The sequence below is a fragment of the Rhizobium sp. LARHSG275 genome (genome assembly GCF_052871115.1).
This window is the reverse complement of sequence record NZ_JBIXJN010000003.1, coordinates 140,416-158,576: the sequence shown is the minus strand read 5'-3', so window position 1 is coordinate 158,576 and position 18,161 is coordinate 140,416. Positions and strand designations below refer to the sequence as shown.

Annotated in this window: 16 protein-coding genes, 1 other RNA gene and 1 pseudogene; 8 read left to right on the top strand and 10 right to left on the bottom strand. The window is 61.9% G+C overall.

Features of this window, described 5'->3' with window-relative positions; genetic code table 11:
• Positions 1 to 9: 9 nt before the first annotated feature.
• Positions 10 to 624, bottom strand: coding sequence for a LysE family translocator (locus ACIPSK_RS04585; protein ID WP_162116005.1), 615 nt, complete (start codon positions 622 to 624; stop codon positions 10 to 12).
• 151 nt (positions 625 to 775) lie between these two features.
• Here ACIPSK_RS04585 and pdxR point away from each other — a divergent pair, with 151 nt between their 5' ends.
• On the top strand, positions 776 to 2,284 hold the full coding sequence (pdxR, locus tag ACIPSK_RS04580; protein ID WP_210254161.1) for a MocR-like pyridoxine biosynthesis transcription factor PdxR: 1,509 nt from the start codon (positions 776 to 778) through the stop codon (positions 2,282 to 2,284).
• Here pdxR and miaA read toward each other — a convergent pair.
• Positions 2,281 to 3,177 carry a tRNA (adenosine(37)-N6)-dimethylallyltransferase MiaA gene (miaA, locus tag ACIPSK_RS04575; protein ID WP_162116003.1) on the bottom strand — a complete coding sequence of 299 codons (897 nt, stop codon included), beginning with the start codon at positions 3,175 to 3,177 and terminating at the stop codon, positions 2,281 to 2,283. The genes pdxR and miaA overlap by 4 nt on opposite strands.
• Here miaA and serB point away from each other — a divergent pair.
• The 3 genes and pseudogenes from serB to ACIPSK_RS04560 all read left to right on the top strand — a co-directional run bounded on the left by serB (position 3,176) and on the right by ACIPSK_RS04560 (position 4,674).
• Positions 3,176 to 4,075, top strand: a complete 900-nt coding sequence (gene serB / locus ACIPSK_RS04570) for a phosphoserine phosphatase SerB (protein WP_162116002.1) — start codon at positions 3,176 to 3,178, stop codon at positions 4,073 to 4,075. The genes miaA and serB overlap by 2 nt on opposite strands.
• 97 nt (positions 4,076 to 4,172) lie before the next feature.
• Positions 4,173 to 4,409 (top strand): annotated as a pseudogene (locus tag ACIPSK_RS04565) (BrnT family toxin); the annotation flags it as partial.
• Entirely contained in the window at positions 4,387 to 4,674 is a 288-nt protein-coding gene (locus ACIPSK_RS04560; RefSeq protein ID WP_162116001.1) for a BrnA antitoxin family protein, read from the top strand. The pseudogene ACIPSK_RS04565 and the gene ACIPSK_RS04560, both read left to right, overlap by 23 nt.
• A 15-nt stretch (positions 4,675 to 4,689) precedes the next feature.
• On the opposite strand, the gene ACIPSK_RS04555 is transcribed toward ACIPSK_RS04560, so the two are convergent.
• From ACIPSK_RS04555 to ACIPSK_RS04535, 5 genes are all read right to left on the bottom strand, one after another.
• Complete coding sequence (locus ACIPSK_RS04555; protein WP_162116000.1) at positions 4,690 to 6,426, bottom strand: Do family serine endopeptidase; 1,737 nt, start codon at positions 6,424 to 6,426, stop codon at positions 4,690 to 4,692.
• 207 nt (positions 6,427 to 6,633) lie between these two features.
• Complete coding sequence (hflC, locus tag ACIPSK_RS04550) at positions 6,634 to 7,602, bottom strand: protease modulator HflC (RefSeq protein ID WP_017965046.1); 969 nt, start codon at positions 7,600 to 7,602, stop codon at positions 6,634 to 6,636.
• Between the two features lie 3 nt (positions 7,603 to 7,605).
• On the bottom strand, positions 7,606 to 8,685 hold the full coding sequence (gene hflK / locus ACIPSK_RS04545) for an FtsH protease activity modulator HflK (RefSeq protein WP_017965047.1): 1,080 nt from the start codon (positions 8,683 to 8,685) through the stop codon (positions 7,606 to 7,608).
• Between the two features lie 148 nt (positions 8,686 to 8,833).
• Positions 8,834 to 9,352 (bottom strand): dihydrofolate reductase, encoded by a 519-nt coding sequence (locus tag ACIPSK_RS04540; RefSeq protein ID WP_162115999.1) that lies wholly within the window; start codon positions 9,350 to 9,352, stop codon positions 8,834 to 8,836.
• A gap of 13 nt (positions 9,353 to 9,365) precedes the next feature.
• A complete protein-coding gene (locus ACIPSK_RS04535; RefSeq protein ID WP_162115998.1) occupies positions 9,366 to 10,160 on the bottom strand; it encodes a thymidylate synthase in 795 nt (264 codons plus the stop codon).
• Positions 10,161 to 10,271: 111 nt separating this feature from the next.
• On the opposite strand from ACIPSK_RS04535, the gene ssrA reads away from it, so the two are divergent.
• The 4 genes from ssrA (at position 10,272) to ACIPSK_RS04515 (ending at position 11,848) form a co-directional block, all read left to right on the top strand.
• Positions 10,272 to 10,634: a transfer-messenger RNA gene (ssrA, locus tag ACIPSK_RS04530) on the top strand.
• A gap of 127 nt (positions 10,635 to 10,761) precedes the next feature.
• Positions 10,762 to 11,277: an SspB family protein gene (locus ACIPSK_RS04525; RefSeq protein WP_162115997.1), complete on the top strand. Its 516-nt coding sequence runs from the start codon at positions 10,762 to 10,764 to the stop codon at positions 11,275 to 11,277.
• A 46-nt stretch (positions 11,278 to 11,323) separates the two neighbouring features.
• Positions 11,324 to 11,518 (top strand): DUF4169 family protein, encoded by a 195-nt coding sequence (locus ACIPSK_RS04520; protein ID WP_017965051.1) that lies wholly within the window; start codon positions 11,324 to 11,326, stop codon positions 11,516 to 11,518.
• A 108-nt stretch (positions 11,519 to 11,626) separates the two neighbouring features.
• Positions 11,627 to 11,848, top strand: a complete 222-nt coding sequence (locus ACIPSK_RS04515; RefSeq protein ID WP_017965052.1) for a ribbon-helix-helix domain-containing protein — start codon at positions 11,627 to 11,629, stop codon at positions 11,846 to 11,848.
• A 43-nt stretch (positions 11,849 to 11,891) separates the two neighbouring features.
• Here the strand turns inward: ACIPSK_RS04515 and ACIPSK_RS04510 are convergent, their stop codons facing one another.
• From ACIPSK_RS04510 to ACIPSK_RS04500, 3 genes are all read right to left on the bottom strand, one after another.
• The gene (locus tag ACIPSK_RS04510) at positions 11,892 to 12,593 is read right to left on the bottom strand and encodes a DUF1223 domain-containing protein (protein WP_162115996.1); all 702 of its coding nucleotides are present in this window, start codon (positions 12,591 to 12,593) and stop codon (positions 11,892 to 11,894) included.
• Positions 12,594 to 12,781: 188 nt separating this feature from the next.
• Entirely contained in the window at positions 12,782 to 16,489 is a 3,708-nt protein-coding gene (locus tag ACIPSK_RS04505; protein ID WP_162115995.1) for an AsmA family protein, read from the bottom strand.
• Positions 16,490 to 16,691: 202 nt separating this feature from the next.
• Entirely contained in the window at positions 16,692 to 18,104 is a 1,413-nt protein-coding gene (locus tag ACIPSK_RS04500; RefSeq protein ID WP_162115994.1) for an FAD-binding oxidoreductase, read from the bottom strand.
• Between the last annotated feature and the right edge of the window lie 57 nt (positions 18,105 to 18,161).

Genomic DNA, 18,161 nt, shown 5'->3' with positions numbered 1-18,161 from the left:
GAAATCTGGTCAATGTGAGAATAGCAGGCGCGATCCGGCGCCCGCGAAGAAGACGGCGAGACTGCCTTCGATCCACCGCCGCGCACGGGCGTAGCCGCGCACCATCGGCGCCGTCGAGAAGAGCACGGCATAGCCGGCAAATATCGAGATCCCGAGCAGCACGCACCCACCGAAAGCCGTGACGGCCATCTCCGGCGAAGCGCCGGGCTTCAGGCCGAGCGACATGATCGCCACCCAGGCCAGAACCGCCTTCGGATTGCCGAGATGCATCAGAACGCCGCGACGATAGAGTGTGCCGAGTTGAGCGGCGGGTCGAACGACCTCGCTTGCCGGTCTATCAGGGACGGCGGCCGAGCGGGCCGCCCTCCAGGCGAGCCAGAGAAGGTACAATCCGCCTCCGATCTTGAGAAGCAATAGGGCATGAGCATAGCGGACCAGAAGTGTTGAGATGCCGGTGACCGCGACCAGCCCCCAGCATGTCGACATCGTTATAACCCCGGCGGCAAGGGCGAGCGCGGGTCGACGCCCTTGCCGCATCGCCATATTCATGATGGCCATGTTGCTTGGTCCGGGACTGCCTGCAGCGATTGCGTAGGCAATGTAGACGACGAGAAGATCCTGCATTTGTGTTTTTTCCAGAAGTTTGCGCTCGCGCACGGCACCACGCCGAAGACGAATAATACGCCCTCGGGAAGTCGCCAATCCGCTTCCTTTTCTTTTAAAATTGGTCCACCATGAAGCTCCATTTTGAATAATTTTTATGGACCATTATGAAATGTCCAAACGGCGCAGCACCATCGAAATCCCATCGCTCAACGCGATCGATCGAATGGCCAATGTCAGCCGTCAGCTTGCCCAGGCCTTGCGGAATGCAATCGCCTGCGGTGAGCTGAGGCCAGGCGAACGCCTTCCTTCGACGCGGAGTCTTGCGGCTTCGCTGAAGATCGCGCGCGGCACTGTCGTCGAGGTGTTCGATCAGCTGACTGCCGAAGGCTATCTCGAAGCGCGGGTCGGATCCGGAACTCGTATTGCCGCTCATCTGATGGGCGCAACGCCGACGCTCCCGCCCGCGCCGGCAGCGCCATCAATCGCGGATGCTGTCGACTTGCCTTCCCAGGCTGCCCGACTGATCGCCATCGCCCGTGCGCTCACCCCGCACCCGCCCGTTCCCTTTGCCATCGCCGTCCCGGCTTGCGGTATTGCGCCCGACGACAACTGGCGCCGTCTCGGCAACCGCGTGCGCGCGTCGCGACAGGCCGCACCCTCGGGTTATCACGATCCTATGGGCTTGCTCGAACTCAGGCTTGCCATTGCCGACCACGTCCGGCGCGCGCGGGCCGTTCATTGCGAGCCGGAACAGGTCATCGTCACATCAGGCACCCAACAAGGCCTCTATATGGCGGGCCGGGTCCTTCTCTCCCGTGACGATCCGGTATGGGCCGAGGACCCGGCCTATCCCGGCTTGACGGCAGTGCTCGACGATCTCGGCGTACGCATGCACCGCCTGCCGGTCGATGCACAGGGAATGAACGTGGAACGCGGCCTCGAGCTATGTCCGCAGGCCCGCGCCGCATTCGTTACCCCTTCGCACCAATATCCGATCGGGATGCCGCTCAGCATGGCGCGGCGCAATGCCTTGATCGCCTGGGCTGATCAAAATCGCGCCTGGATCGTCGAGGACGACTACGACAGTGAGCTGCGTTATGCCGGACACCCATTTCCCTCGATGCAGGGATTGCGTCCGTCACGCGTCATCTATCTCGGCACCTTCAGCAAGGTGCTCTTTCCTTCCCTGCGCCTCGGCTACGTCATCGCCCCTTCTCCGCTCGCAGAAGCCTTTGCCGGCGCCCGCGCCATTCTCGACCGGCATTCGCCGACCGGCGAACAGCACGTTCTGGCGGCCTATATGCGGGAAGGCTATTTCGAAGCGCATATCCGGCGCATCCGCGGCCTCTATGCCGAACGCCGCGCTGTTCTGCTCTCGGCGCTCGATCGGGCCTTGCCTGAGGGGTGCCGCGTCCAGGAGAGCGACCAGGGCATGCATATTCTTCTGTGGCTACCCGAGGAGGTCGACGACGTGCAACTCGCAGCCCGCGCCCTGTCTTCCGGCCTCGCCGTGCGTGCGATCTCCCCGATGTATGCCACGCGGCCGGCGCGCCCCGGCCTGATGCTGGGCTTCGGCGGATTTCTGCCGGAACAGCTGCAGGCGGCGATTGGCGGACTCGTCAATCTGCTGAGCCAGCAGATGTCTCAAGCAGGAGGCCCGCAACAAACTGAAACCTAAACTGTCAGCCGCTCCCAGCTATCGTCCATTTGGTTGCGAAACCATGTCATCTGCCGCTTGGCATATTGCCGCGTCGCCGCAGCCCCCTTCTCCCGCACCTCCTCGCGCGTCATCTCGCCCCTGACCATCGCCGCAATCTGCGACACGCCGATTGCTTTCATCACAGGCGCCTCGGCCGGCAGGCCGAGCGCGAGCAGCGCCCTCACCTCTTCTTCTGCGCCTTGCTGCAGCATCTTCTCGAAACGCTCGTTGATGCGCTGATGCAGCACTGCCCTGTCCGGCAGCACGACGATCTTGCGGGCCTCAGCCGCGTCGATGACCTCCGGCCCCGACCGCCCCTGGAAATCGGCGATCGACCGTCCTGTCGCCTTCATCACTTCGAGCGCCCGGACGATGCGCTGCCCGTCCTGTCGGTTGAGGCTTGCCGCCATAGCGGGATCGGCTTCCGCGAGCTCCGCATGCAGCCCGTCCGGCCCCTCCTGCAACAGCCGAGTCCTGAGTTCGTCCCGCAGCGCTTCGGGTATCTCGGGCATATCGGAGAGGCCGCCGGTCAGTGCCTTGAAATAAAGCCCGGTGCCGCCGACGAAGATCGGCAGCCGCCCCGCGGTCCTCAGCACCGGCAGCAGTGTTGCGACATCGCGCAGCCAGGCGCCTGCGGAATAGGCCGCACCCGCCGGCACGTGACCGTAGAGATGATGCGGTACACCCTGCATCTCCTCCTCCGACGGCCGCGCGGTCAGCACCTGCAGCGTGTCGTAGACCTGCATGCTGTCGGCGTTGACAACCGCGCCGTCATGGCGCCTGGCCAATTCGACGGCGAGCGCGGACTTGCCGCTGGCGGTCGGCCCGGTTATCAGGATCGCGTTCACTGAGCTCAGAAGGTTTTCCATCATGGCCCTCGTTGCCACGCTTGTTGCCAATCCGTCAAATCCCGTGCTGACACCCGAAATCGCCGAGCAAGCGGCCAAGGCCGTGAACGCTTCCGCTCTCTACTGGCTGGCCGACGGCATCGCCTGCGATATCGCGCTGCGTGACGGCACGGACATGCAAGCGGCCGAGGCCAATATCCTTGCAGTCATATCAAGCGCGCCCATCGACCTCGTCATCCAGGAGCAGGAGACCCGCCGCAAGAAGCTGCTGATCGCCGACATGGATTCGACGATGATCGGCCAGGAATGCATCGACGAACTCGCCGCCGAAGTCGGTCTGAAGGAGAAGGTCGCGATCATTACCGCCCGCGCCATGAACGGCGAGATCGCCTTCGAGCCTGCCCTGCGAGAGCGTGTCGCTCTGCTGAAGGGCTTGCCGATATCCGTCGTCGACGAGGTGATCGCCAAGCGCATCACGCTCACCCCGGGCGGCCCGGAACTGATCGCCACCATGAAGTCGAAAGGCCTTTACACCGCGCTTGTCTCCGGCGGTTTCACCGTTTTCACCAGCCGCATCGCCGCCACCCTCGGTTTCGACGAGAACCGCGCCAACACGCTGCTCGAAGACGGCGGCATTCTCTCCGGCTTCGTCGCCGAACCGATCCTCGGCAAGCAGGCGAAAGTCGATGCGCTGAACGAGATTTCGGCCCGCCTCGGCATTTCGCCGGAAGAAGCGATCGCCGTCGGCGACGGCGCCAACGATCTCGGCATGCTGCAGCTGGCCGGCTCCGGCGTTGCCCTCCACGCCAAGCCCACCGTCGCTGCTCAAGCGCGGATTCAAATCAACCACGGCGACCTGACCGCCCTGCTCTACATCCAGGGCTACCGGAAGACCGAATTTGTTTTCCCGATAGCCTCTTGATGTTTTACAAATTTGTACGTACAATTTTATTGGATATGACACGCCGCGGTTTCAATGGAACGACGAGAAAAACCGAATCAACTAGGCCAAGCATGGCGTCTCCTTCGAGACGGCGTGCTTGATCTGGGATGATCCGCAGTATCTTCTCATTCCAGACGCGGCCCATGACGGCGAACAACGATGGCTGGCGATCAGCGCCGTGGGTTTTGTGACTGTACTGGTCGCCGTCCATGTCATCTTCGGTGCCGAGGATGAAGAGACCGTTCGAGTGATCAGCGCTCGAAAGGCGACATCTCACGAAAGAAGACGATATGAGCAATCGACCTTTGACTGACGCGCAGCTCGCCGAACTTCGGGCACTGGAGAAGCTTCCCGACGAGGCTATCGACACCGGCGACATTCCTGAGATCACCGATGAACAGCGGCGCCTAGCTCGCAAGGGCGATTTGTACCGGCCGCTGAAGCAATCGGTGACCATCCGTCTGGACGCCGATATCCTAGACTGGTTCAAGAGCCATGCGGGCGGCCGTGGCTACCAGACGGACATCAACGCCGCGTTGCGCACCCACGTCGCTAAGTATCAAAAAAGGAGCGGCTGACCGCTCCTTTTTCCCTTACTCCATCGGCACCGCCACGAACCGCAGATCGCCATTCGCCGATGCGATCATCAGCTGGGCATTGCGGCGGCCTTCCTGTTTCAGCGCCTGCACCTTGGCGGCGACCGCATCCGGTGACTTCATGAACTCCTGCGCCACCTCGACGATCACATCGCCGGGCTTCAGCCCCTTCTCGGCGGAAGCGGAGCCGGGCGTCACCTCTGTCACGACGACGCCGTCGACGCTCTCGGCGATGCCGAAGGCCTTGCGCGTCTCGGCGCTCAACAGCGACAGCGACAGCCCGAGCACGTTCTTCGGCGTTGCCGCATCCGGCGACACCTGGCCCTTATGCTGGTCGGGCGCACCCGGCCCTGGTTGGGCCTGATCGCCGGTGTCAGGTTGGTCCATGTCGTTGTTCTCACCGGGATCCGGGGTGATCACGCCGTTATCCTGCGAGCCGTCGGGCGCTGAATCGTCGGATGTCGCCGCCTGATCGCTGTCCTCGAGCCGGCCGAGTTTCACTTTGACGGTCTGCTCCTTGCCGTCGCGCAGCACCACCACGTCGACTTCCTTACCGACCGTGCTTTCCGCCACGACACGCGGCAGATCGCGCATTTCGCTGACAGTCTTGCCGTCGAATTTCAAAATGACGTCACCCGCCTTGATCGAGCCGTCGTCGACGGGGCCACCCTTGATGACGCCGGCGACCAGCGCGCCCTTTGCGGTGTCGAGCCCCAGGCTGTCGGCGATATCGTCGGTCACCGGCTGGATACGCACGCCGAGCCAGCCGCGCCGCGTCTCGCCATATTCGCGCAGCTGGTCGACGACGCCGGAAGCAAGCTCTGATGGCACCGAGAAGCCGATGCCGATCGAGCCGCCGCTCGGCGAAATGATCGCCGTATTGATGCCGATCACTTCACCCTTCATGTTGAAAAGCGGACCGCCGGAATTGCCCTTGTTGATCGCTGCATCCGTCTGGATGAAGTTGTCATAGGGACCGGCATTGATGTTGCGGCCACGCCCGGAAATGATGCCGACCGTCACCGAACCGCCGAAGCCGAACGGATTGCCGATCGCCATCACCCAGTCGCCGATACGCATCGTGCTGGAATCGCCGAATTTCACCGATTTCAACGGCGTCTTCGGCTCGACCTTCAGCACCGAAAGATCGGTCTTCGTATCGGTGCCGATCAGCTTCGCCTTGAGCTTCGTACCATTGGCGAAATTGATCTCGATATCGTCGGCACCCTCGATCACGTGATTGTTGGTGACGATATAGCCGGCTGGATCGATGACAAAGCCTGAGCCAAGCGAACTGACATTGTGGTTGCCGCCCTTGTTGCCCTGCTGCTTATTGAAGAAATCGTTGAAGAATTCCTGGAAAGGTGAGCCGTCGGGCGCGCGCGGCGCCGGGCCTGCACCCTCGTCGTCCTTCACATTCTGCGAGGTCGAGATGTTGACCACGGCATCGAGCAGCCCCTCTGCGAGGTCGGCGACCGAAGCCGGACCGCTGTTGGGCACGACGGCCTGGATCGGGGCGGCCTGCTGCGGTGCGGGAGCAGCCGCGGCCGGCGGTGTGGGTGTAGGAGCGGTCGTTTCAGGAGCAGCCGGAGCGGGTGTCGTAACCCCGGGTGTGGTCGTCTGAGGTGCGGTTTGGGCGTACGCGACCCCGTTCATGCCGGCATGCGCAAGAATTGCAGCGCTGGCCATAAGCGCGAGCGTTCGTCTGAAGGGCGAGCGAATCGTGGGGGCCATCAAGCTTCCTCATAGGGGGTACATGCGCACATTGAGCACCAGCATAAGGCGGAATGATGGAGGGCGAAATCACCTTTTCGCGAAATCCCCGTGCAATGTGACGTGGCCTCGCAAAAGCCAAATTATCTCGACCATTCCACGAAAAAAGGGCCGGCACTCGGGCCAGCCCTTCCATGATCGTCGGGATGCGAATGACATCCCTTGCCGTTAGTTCGCCGGCTGGGTGGGAGCTGCGGGAGCAGCCGCGCCGGGAGTTACCGCAGCCGGTGCGGCAGGATTTGCCGGCGGCTGCAAACTGCCGGCGGCATTGTCGAAATAGCGGAAGAATTCCGAATTCGGCGACAGCACCAGCGTCGTGTCCTGCGACGAGAGGGCAGAGGAATAAGCCGCCATCGAGCGATAGAACTCGAAGAAGGCTGGATCCTTGCTGAAGACTTCGGCGAAGACGCGGTTGCGGTCCGCATCGCCCTGGCCTCGAAGGATTTCCGCATCGCGCTGGGCGCCTGCGGTGAGCTCGACGACCTGACGGTCGGCGATGGCCCGGCGCCGCTGGCCTTCCTCATTGCCCTCCGCACGGATACGCTCCGCCTCGGCGAGGCGTTCCGAACGCATGGCATTATAGGTGTTCGGCGCGACCTCCGGCGAAAGGTCGGTGCGGCGGATGCGAACGTCGTCTATATGCAGCCCGAGATTTTCGGCATCGGTGCGCAGATCGTCGCGAATCTCCAGCATCATCGCGACACGCTCTTCCGAGAGCGCCGCATTGTAGTCACGCAGACCGTAGACGCGGCGAAGCGATGAATCGAGCTGCGCTCTCAACCGCGCTTCCGCGGCTTCGCGATCGCCCGATACCGTTTCGCGGAAGCGGCGAACATCCGAGATGTTATAGATCACGAAGGCATCGACATCGAAGGTCTGGCCGTCCTGGACCTGAACGCGGATATTGTCGAGATCGAGCCGCAGCGCCTGCTTTTCGACCAGCTGAACCCGGTCGGCGTCCATGAAGCCGAAGGGCAGCTTGAAGTAAATGCCAGGCTCGGTCTTGACCGTCTGGATCTGGCCGAAACGGACGACGATGGCCTGCTCGCGCGCATTGACCACGAAGATGGACGAATAGAGCCCGACCAGCACGATGGCAAGGATGAGGAAAACGATGGGGAGTCTGTTCGATGTCATGACTCAACCTCCCTGCTGCGCCGGCTTGCCGAGCTCATTGAGCGGCAGATAGGGCAGGACACCCTGCTTCTCGTCGATGATGACCTTCCTGGAATTCTTCAGCACCTGCTCCATCGTTTCGAGGTACAACCGCTTGCGGGTCACGTCGGGCGCCTTGGAATATTCGTCGTTGATCGCAGTGAAACGCTGCGCTTCACCTTCCGCCTCCTTCACGACACGGTCCTTGTAGGCGGCGGCATCTTCACGGATTCGCGCCGCATCGCCTCGCGCCTGGCCGAGCTTCTGGTTCGTGTAGCGGTTGGCCTCTTCGATCGTGCTGTCACGGTCACGGCCGGCACGCTGCACTTCTTCGAAGGCATCGGCGACTTCGCGCGGCGGCGCCACGTTCTGGATCGTCACTCCGGTTACGGTCACGCCTGCGCCATAGCGGTTCATCGTGTCCTGCAGGATATTGAGCACATCCACTTCGATCGGCTGGCGATTGCTGCGGAAGGCGTCCTGCGCAGGACGCCGGCCAACGATTTCACGCATGGCACTGTCGGAAACCTGCTGCAGGGTCTCTGCCGGATTTTCGACATTGAAGAGATAGGCCTTCGGGTCACTCACCGTGTAGAAGACGGCGAACTGCACGTTAATGACGCTCTTGTCGCTGGACAGCATCAGGCCATTCGAAGACGATGCCGAAGTCGCCCCGATGTTCAGCTGCTGCACGGTCACCTTGACTGTCTCCACGGTTTCCATCGGCCACAGGTGGAAATGCAGGCCTGGCATCGAAATCTCTTCCTTCGGCTTGCCGAACCGCAGCTCGACGCCGCGTTCGTCCGGCTGCACGACGTAGATGCACTGGATCAGCCAGAAGACGGCGACGATCGCCGCGACGATCACCGCCACGCCGCCGTTGAAGCCGCCGGGAATGATGTTGCGCAGCTGGTCCTGGCCGCGCCGGATGATATCTTCCAGATCGGGCGGTCCGCCCTTGCCGCCACCGCGCGGCCGGTTCGGCCCCTGTCCCCATGGTCCCTGATTATTACCGCCGCCGCCGCCCCAAGGGCCGCCGCCGCCATTCTGATTGCTCCAGGGCATCAAAACCTCGTTGTTCGTTAAGTCTCCACGCATCCGAAACCGTGGGGGCTGACCGGCGGACGCGTTGGTGACCGTTATAGGTATCGCCGCATCGGCTTTCAACGCAGCGTGAGAAACTTGGTCAATTTAATTGGAAAATAGTTCATTTTCAGGCCTGCCGGCGTTCGTAGACGACGAAACGCGTGGGATAACTGTCCTTCTCGCCGGCTGGAACCGCGATCGCCTCCCCCGCCTGCCAGATATCGGGATCGATCGTGGGAAACGACGCGTCTCCGTCAAGATCGGCCTCGACATGCGTGATACACATCCGGTCGGCAAGACCGATCGCCTGGGCATAAACCTGCCCACCGCCGAGAATGCAGATCTCGTCGACGCCGGTTTCGAGCGCCAGCCTTTCGGCCGCCTTTATCGCCTCGGGCAGCGAATGTGTCATGCTCACATCGGCATTGTCTATCGCCGCCTGCCGCGAGATGACGACGTTCGGCCGTCCCGGCAGCGGCTTGCCGATCGAATCGTAGGTCTTGCGGCCCATCACCACAGGCTTGCCCAATGTCAGCGCCTTGAAGCGCTTGAGATCGCTCGAAAGCCGCCACGGCATGTCGCCGTCGCGGCCGATAATGCCGTTGCGGGCGACGGCGGCGATAATGGTCCTGCGGATGTCAGCCATGAAATATCCCGGATCAGACGGCGATCGGCGCCTTGATGCTGGCATCGGCCTCGTAGCCGATCAGCTCGAAATCGTCGAAGGTGAAACCGAAAATATCCTTCACATCAGCATTGATGCGCATGAACGGCAGCGGTTTCGGCCGGCGCGCCAGCTGCAGCTTCGCCTGGTCGAAATGGTTGTGATAGAGATGGGCGTCGCCGAGCGTGTGGACGAAATCGCCGGGCTTCAGCCCGGTCACCTGAGCCACCATCATCGTCAGCAGCGCATAGGAGGCGATGTTGAACGGCACGCCGAGGAAGATATCGGCCGAGCGCTGGTAGAGCTGGCAGGAAAGCTTGCCGTCAGCCACATAGAACTGGAACAGGCAATGGCAGGGCGGCAGCGCCATTTCGTCCACTTCGGCCGGATTCCAGGCCGAAACGATATGGCGGCGCGAATTCGGATTGTTGACAATGCCTTTGACCAGATTGGCGATCTGGTCGATATGGCCGCCGCCGGGCGCTGGCCAGGAGCGCCACTGGGCGCCGTAAACCGGCCCGAGATCGCCGTTTTCGTCGGCCCATTCGTCCCAGATCGAAACGCCGTTCTCCTTGAGATAGCGGATGTTCGTCTCGCCCTTCAGGAACCAGAGAAGCTCGTGGATGATCGAGCGCAGATGCAGCTTTTTCGTGGTGAGGACGGGGAAGCCCTCTTCGAGGTCGAAGCGCATCTGATAGCCGAAGACCGAACGCGTGCCGGTGCCGGTACGGTCGCCCCGGTCGGAGCCCTTTTCCATCACATGATTCAAGAGATCGAGATATTGCTTCATGTCGCGCTGATTCCGTTTCGGCTAATTTAAGCCTTCGGAACTGGGAAACCAATCACCGGCGGGCATTTTCCCAAAGTTTCTGATGGGTCGCATAACGCTTTTATGACGTTTGCCCTTTCCATGGGCTGAGGAAACCACTATATCACCCCTGCCGGCTTTCGGGCCGGCTATGGCGATAAATGAGCGGTGTAATAAACCTATTGGACCCGGGGGCGGTACCCGGCGCCTCCACCAAAAACCGGCGGTCTTAAAGGCCGGCTTTTGATGGGGGCGAAACAGGATCGACAAGGGTGTAAAGATCGTCTTTTTGCTCGGCATTGTACCGCCGTTATCGGGCTAAAATTGTAGTTGCAAACGACAACTATGCGGAAGCTCGTCTCGCTGCTTAATCGCGGTGTGACACTTCAATCAAAGTCCTAGTGGTTCGCACCTCTAGGCGGGGTCCGAAGGCACCTGGCAACAGAAGCCTTCACCTTCTCCCTGCCGCCGAAATCATGTATGCTGCTTAAAAACGTGACTCGGCTCCGGTCTTTCCCAAGGCGCCCGGACGTGGCATACAACCTTGTGAAAAGACTCCGAACCGACGAAAGACAGGAAAAGCATGGGGCAGGATCATATCCGCTACGACATTCTGGCACAGGATGCACTTCGCGGCGTCATCCGCAAGGTTTTGGCGGAAGTTGCAGCCACGGGCCGCCTGCCCGGTGATCACCACTTTTTCATCACCTTCCTCACTGGCGCGACCGGCGTGCGCATCTCCCAGCATCTGAAGTCGAAATACCCCGAGCAGATGACCATCGTCATCCAGCACCAGTTCTGGGATATGAAGATCACTGAGACGCATTTCGAGATCGGCCTTTCCTTCTCGGACGTTCCGGAAAAACTGGTCATCCCATTCAATGCGATCCGCGGTTTCTACGATCCCTCCGTCAACTTCGAGCTCGAATTCGACGTGCCTCTCGCCGATGGCGAGGAATTGCCGTCCGGCGAAATCACCGCCTATCCGGTGGATGCGGCCGGAAAGCCCGACGACGTCGCGGGCACAAAACCCGCCGACGGCGAAGAGAAAAAACCGGGCTCCGTCGTCTCACTCGACTCCTTCCGCAAGAAGCAGTGATTTGAAAGGGAGGCCAAGCCTCCCTTTTTCATAGGAATCGAGAGCCATGAGCGCCGAAATCGTCAACCTGCGCCAGTTCCGCAAGAAGCAGGCCCGCTCCGAAAAGGAGAGGCAGTCCGAGCAGAACCGCGTCTCCTTCGGCCGAACCAAGGCCGAGAAACAACTGACCCGCAGCTTGAACGACAAGGCCGACAAGGCCCATCGCGACGGCCGGATCGAAACCGATGACGACGGCGCATGACGGCTTCACGCAAAGCTTTAAGAGCCGGAATGGATTCTGCGATCAGCCACTTGCGCGATCGCCTTGAATCGATCTCTAAACCCCAACCAAGATCTGAAACAGCCCGTCGTGATCCGTAAGCATTCGGCGACACTGCACGGCCATCGCACCAGCTTCTCGCTCGAAGATGAATTCTGGGTCGAACTGAAGACGATCGCCGCAAGCCGTTCGATCCCGCTCGCTACCCTGATTTCCGAAATCGACGACCACCGCCCTACGGACAGCAATCTCTCCTCGGCGCTGCGGCTGCATGTGCTCTCGTGGCTGAAGGCCGCAATTCAGGCAAGGTGACGCGCAACGTGGCCGCGCGTCATTGAGAGTGTCGTTGCAAAGCTCAGTCCGTGATCGCCGACAGGATGGGACCACCCTTCGGCGCCTGCACCAGGATGGCCGTTTTCAGCCCTGATTCCGACAGAGGAAGGGGAAAGGAAGCCTTCGATCCATTCCATATTCCCAAGCGATCGAGACGATGCACGACATGGGTATGCGGCAGGGTGTTGCCCTCATTCTCGCCACGCGCCACCGGAACGGATTCGATGCGCGGATCATAACGAACGAGCCAGACGTCGGCCGCGTTCGCGACATTGGAGGTTCCGCCAATCTCGATGCGATCATGATCAAGTGCGAGGCTCGGCCCTTTGGGCGGTCGCGCCTGGGATAGTAGCGCCTCGACGTCGGAAAGACGGTTGCCGACTGTGGTTGTCGTGCCGTTCACCACCATTTGCGGCGTGAAGGGACCAGCTTGCCGCAGCGCCGGCTCGTAATCGACCTGCCGTTGCGTATATTCCGGTTTCCCGTAGGTGTCCTTCCACCCGAGATAATCCCAATAGGTCACCGAAAAGCTCAGCGCCAGCACGTCCGGGCGGCTGCTGATCTTGATGAGATTGGCGTTGGCCGGTGGGCAAGACGAGCAGCCCTGACTGGTGAACAGCTCGACAACCGTCGGTGATCGATCGGCGGCAAATACCGGCATCGTGGTCGTGACGGCAGCAAGAGTTGATGCGATCGTTGCAGCGATCTTTCCCCGCTGGTTCATGTTGGCGCTCCCCTTTCAAACGGCTTCGATGTTGGAACTACCCAACCCGATATGTTTGATTTCGCTGTGAGGGGGCAGTTTGTTACGCCGTCACGTCAACGTGATCGTCATAACGGCCGATCAACCGGCCGCGCCGGAGAGAACAAGGCAACTCGCCGAGAAAAGAGCAGCCGTGGCTGTGACACGCTTTATTGCGCCTGAACGCCGGGCACCTGATCGAAATTGAGTTGGCCGGGCTGCGACTGCTCCCCACGACGCGCTGCCTCGGCTGCTGCTCTTGCCTGCGCATCCGCCTTCTCCTTCGCTTCAGCCGCAACACGTGCGGCCTCCGCCTCGGCGGCGGCCCTGCGTTCGGCCGCCTCCTGCGCCAGTGCACGCAGCCGCTCTTCCTCCGCCTGCCGTTGTTGCTCGATCTCGGCCGCCTTGATGCGCTCGGCGTCGTTGAACCGATAGAGCGCAACCTCGCGACGCAACCGCTGTTTTTCGAGCACGATCGCCTGCAGCCGCTCGACCCGCCGGCGCTCGCGCTCGAAGGCGCGCAGCGACAGGTAGCTGGTGATATCGGTCACATCCATCGTCTTGCCGGGCGACGGCAGCATGCCGGAAAAATTCAGCTTGAGCGCCGGCTCGGCGCCGGAAAGCGCTTCGGTTCCCGGATTGAACCCGACACCTAGCGTCGCGCTGACCCGCTCTTCCGGCAGCGCGATCTGCGCATCGGCGGTGATGCTGGCGAGATCGTTGGCGACGGTGACATTCTGCACCCTCAGCGTCCCGTCGGTGATGTTGAAGGGAACGCCGAGCGGCGGCAGCTTCGCCTCGCCGTTGCTGAGCAGTGTTTCGATGATCGGATGCACCTTGCCGGCATTGATCTGCTCCTGCATCGTATCGGTCGCGGCAAGCAGCGGCGGAAGGATGGCAAGGTTCAGCCCGCGTATGCTGGTATCGCCGAGCCTCAGTTCGCCGGAACCATTGAGCGAGCTGGCGATCTCGCCGATCGTCTTGCCCGAGGCCTCCATCGACAGCGACAATCCGAACTTGCCGTTGGCGATCGGCGCGCCGTCGCGCAGCCAGACGACGCCGGAAAGATCGGAATCGGCAAGCGCAAGCTTCGTCTGCAGGAAGCCGGTGCCGTTGGCATTGGTGAAGAACAGGTTGCCGGAAAGCTTTCCGCCGTCCCAGTTGCCGGCCATGTCGTTGAGCTGCAACTCGTCGCCCTTGTAGGCGACGTTGCTGGTGAAGTCCGACACCGCCGTTTCCGGCAGGCCCGGCCAGAACTGCTTGGCCGTCAGCTTTACGTTGACGTCGAGATCCTTGAAGACGGGCAGCCCCAGCGGCGCCGTCGCCAGCTGTCCGTTGGCGGGATCGACGATCTGGCCGAATACCGCCTCGCTGAGCCAGCCGGCATCGGCCTTAGAGAGCGTCAGGCCGCCGCTCGCTGTCGTCTTCGCAGCCTTCCGGTCGAGGGTCAGCGCACCTGAAAATTCGTTGTCGGCCGCATGCCCCTTAAGATCCGAAAGGACGATCTTGTCGCTATCGACGGCTGCATTGACTTGCAGGCCGAGCGGCAGCCCGGATCCGGTCTGCGGCAGGGCGATGCCGTTCATGATGAGATAGGGGTCGATATCGGCGCTGTCGAGCGACAGTGCGATCTGGCCGTTCATGAAGCTCTCCGGCCGGACATCGACCTTGCCATTGGCCATGAACGAGGTCCGGTCGGTCGCAAAGCTCAGCGCCGCATCGGCAGGATCGTTGCCCGATGCCTTCACCTTGAGCGTCAGGCGGCCATTGGCCCCGACATCGACCGGCAGCGGGTCGAGCCCGGCCTGACCGAACAGGATGGACGGCACGGCGTTTTCGAGCGTCGCCTCGAGGCTCGTCGTGCCGTTGCCGGTCAACGCCAGGAGGTCGGACATGCGGTAGTCGAGATTGACGCGGCTGCCGTTCGCCACGCCGGCAAGCGTCACGGTCAGCGCGTTGCCCTCGTCGCCGCCGAGCGTCAGTGCGCCGCGCAGGGCCGTATTGCCGTACCAGCCGGCATTGCGCACCAGCCGGTCAAGCACCGGGTGATGCGGCAGGTGCTCGCGCAGCATGGTGAAGAACCCGCCGGGATCGGCCGATCTGAAAGTGATCTCACCGGCGCCTTTGTAATCGAGCAGCGAGCCCTCCGCCCTGCCCGTCGCCGTAAGCTCGGCACCTGCGATATTCTTGATCGACAACCGGTCGACGGCAAGCGCCCCATCGGCGATCGTAAAGGTGGTCTCGACATTCTCGGCACTGACGCCGAAGGCCGTGAACTTATCGGCCTTGAGCTGGGCGGCGATCTTGTGGTCGAGCACGTTATCGCCGGCATCCGGGCCGGTCATGAGCCCGCTCAGCGCCTGCAGCGCGTCCAGATCGAGCGTATCGCCGTTCAGCGCCACCGACAACGTCGGCGTCTGGCCGGAGATCGCCTGGCGCTCCAGCCGACCCTTCAGCGTCGCCGGTCCGATGGCAATCTCGAGATTTTCAAAACGCTGCAATTCGTGCGTCAGGCTGACATTGGCGGAAAAGCCAGCCTGCCGCAATTGCCGGATTGCCGGATCGACCGAGCCGGCAAGCCAGGAGGCAAGCCCCGTCGGCTGGCTGGAGGCCACCACGATCTGGCCATTGAACGAAGGTTCGCCCTCAAGCAGGAGCTTGCCCTTGCCTTCCACCTGCGTGCGCCCCGGCAGCATGCCGGTGGCGCTGTCGATCATCCAGCCGGTGCCGGCCGGTTCGAGCTCCAGCTGCACGTCGCGCAGCGTCGTATCGCCGGCGACGATCGCCGGCAGTTTGACACTCGCCTTGCCCGGCACCTGCGGGATCGGCACCTGCCGGACGATATCGATCAGCGAATTCAGCCGTTGGCGCGCCGAAACAGCGGGATCCCGTGTCGTCTTGCCCGCCGCGCCCTGATTGCCGATGCGGTTGACGTCGATCTGCTGCCCACCAGCGGTCAACAGGAATTCCGGCGCATTGCCGGTATCGAGCGTCGCCTCGCCGGTTATAACATAGGGATCGTCCGTCGGGCCGATCTCCATCCGGTATTCGGGAATGCGGATGCGTTCATTGGTGAGCTCGAAGCGGCCCTTGACGCGCGGCGGCTGCTCTTTTTTGTTGGCGGGCTTGGCGCTGTTGCGGATTTCGATCGCGGCCGAAAGCTGGCCCTGATAGTTCGGCTTGCTGTCGACGAGCTTCAACTCGCCGTCCAGATCGACGCTGACAGGGTGCTTGTCCGGCGAAAGCCTGGTGCGCATGCGCAGCACCCCCTTCTCGTCCGGCTGACTGCTCGAGATCGAGAAGCCGCCGTGTTCGCCGTCGAGCGCAGCGTCGCCTTCGATGCGCCAGGGACCGGCCAGCGACTTTGCCGACATTTCCGCATTGAGGCCGGTGACGCGACGCGAGCGGCCCGACTGGTCGTCGATGAATTCGACCTCGCCGCCGCTGACATGCACGTTTTCGAGTACGACTGTCCTTGCCGGTATTTCCGCGCGGCTGCCACGCATCCAGTCGAGCGTGCCGTCCTTGAGCAATCTCAAGCGCACCTTCGGATTGACAAGGCGCATGTCGAAGATCAGCGCTTCACCCGACAGGAAAGGCGCGAGCTCCGCATCCATGGAGAACTGCTCGACCTTGACGATCGGCGTGCCGTCAGCTTCCTGGCCAACGCGCACGTCGTGCAGCGTCACTGATGGAAACGGCAGCAGGCGCGCATCCACTGTGCCGTAGACGGTGACTTTCTTGCCGATGATGCGGCTTGCCTGATCCTCGAAATTCTTGCGGAAATCCGTCCAGTCGATGAACAGCGGCGCAAGCAGCGCCACAAACAGCACTACGACGATCACTCCCCCCAGAAAGACGAGGAACCGGCCTACCAATGCAAAGCGTCTCCATTCGGGATTCTGTTGACGACACTAGAGCATGATGCCGAAAAGTGTGAACGGTTTTCGGACGACATCATCCTCTAACTCTTTATTTGAGAACAGGATTCAGATTTTAGGTTGAGCCGGCCCAACATCATCCTGTTCTAGCGCTATTCATGCCGGGGGCAAGGCCCAACTTCATGAGACTATTCCGTTTTCAGCCATGGTGGAAAATCTTGCCGGGATTGAAGATATCGTCCGGATCGAGCGCCTGTTTCACCTGTCGCATCAGATCCACCGCGCCGCCAAGCTCCTGTTCTAGAAACGCCATCTTGCCTTGCCCGATCCCGTGTTCGCCGGTGCATGTCCCGTCCAGGTCGAGCGCCCGCTGGTTGAGTCGCTGCACGAAGGTCTCAGCCATGGCGATGTCTTCGGCACTTCTGTCGTCGAACAACAGCAGCACATGGAAGTTCCCGTCGCCGGCATGGCCGACGATCGGCCCCAGCAGCCCGTGCTCCTCGATATCCGCCTGCGTTTCGGAAACACAATCGGCGAGCCTCGATATCGGAACACAAACATCGGTCGAAAGTGCGGCGAGCCCGGGCGCCAGCGCCCTTGCTGCCCAATAGGCGTCGTGGCGCGCCTTCCAGAGTTTTGTCCGTTCCTCGGCATTGGCGGTCCACAGGAATTCGCTGCCGCCGCATTCGGCCGCGATCTCGGCAAACGCTCCCGATTGCAGCGGCACCGTCTCGTCGGTGCCGTGGAATTCGAGGAAGAGTGTCGGGCTTTCGGCATAGGAAAGCCCGGAATAAGCATTGCAGGCTCGCATCTGCACCGTGTCGACGAGCTCGATGCGCGCCACCGGAATGCCCGTCTGGATCGTCATGATGACGGCATCGCAAGCGGCCTTGATGCTCGGAAAGGCGCAGGCCCCGCCGGCGATCTTCTGCGGGATCGCCTGCAGGCGCAGCGTCACCGAGGTCAGGATGCCGAGCGTGCCCTCGGCGCCGACGAAGAGCCGCGTCAGGTCGTAGCCCGCCGAAGATTTGCGGGCGCGCCGGGCCGTGCGGATCTCTTCACCATTGGCCGTGACCGCGGTGACGGCAAGCACATTGTCCTTCATCGTTCCGTAGCGGACGGCATTGGTGCCGGACGCCCGCGTCGAGGCCATGCCGCCGATAGAGGCGTTGGCGCCGGGATCGATCGGGAAGAACAGGCCGGTATCGCGCAGGTGGATGTTCAGCGCTTCGCGTGTCACACCCGGCTCGACGGTACAGTCGAGATCTTCGGGATTGACCTCGAGCACCCGGTTCATGCGGCTGAAATCGATCGAAATACCGCCATGGGCGGCATTGATCTGCCCCTCCAGCGAGGTGCCGGTGCCGAATCCGATGACCGGCACCTTGTGGGTCGCACATGCCCTGACCGCCGCCTTCACATCCTCGGCACTCTCGGCGAAGAGCACGCCGTCCGGCAGCTGCGGTGGGATATAGGTGGTCGTATGGGCATGCTGTTCGCGGAAGGACTGGCCGGTCTGGAAGCGCTCGCCGAAGCTCTGCTTGAGAATGCCTAGCACGGCGGCGATACCCACCTCGTTGCGTGTGCCGGCCTTTGCGTCCTTCAGCGCCATCCCTTTGATCTCCCTGCTATTCCGCGGAAACCATATCGTGTTCCGCAGGTTAGGCTG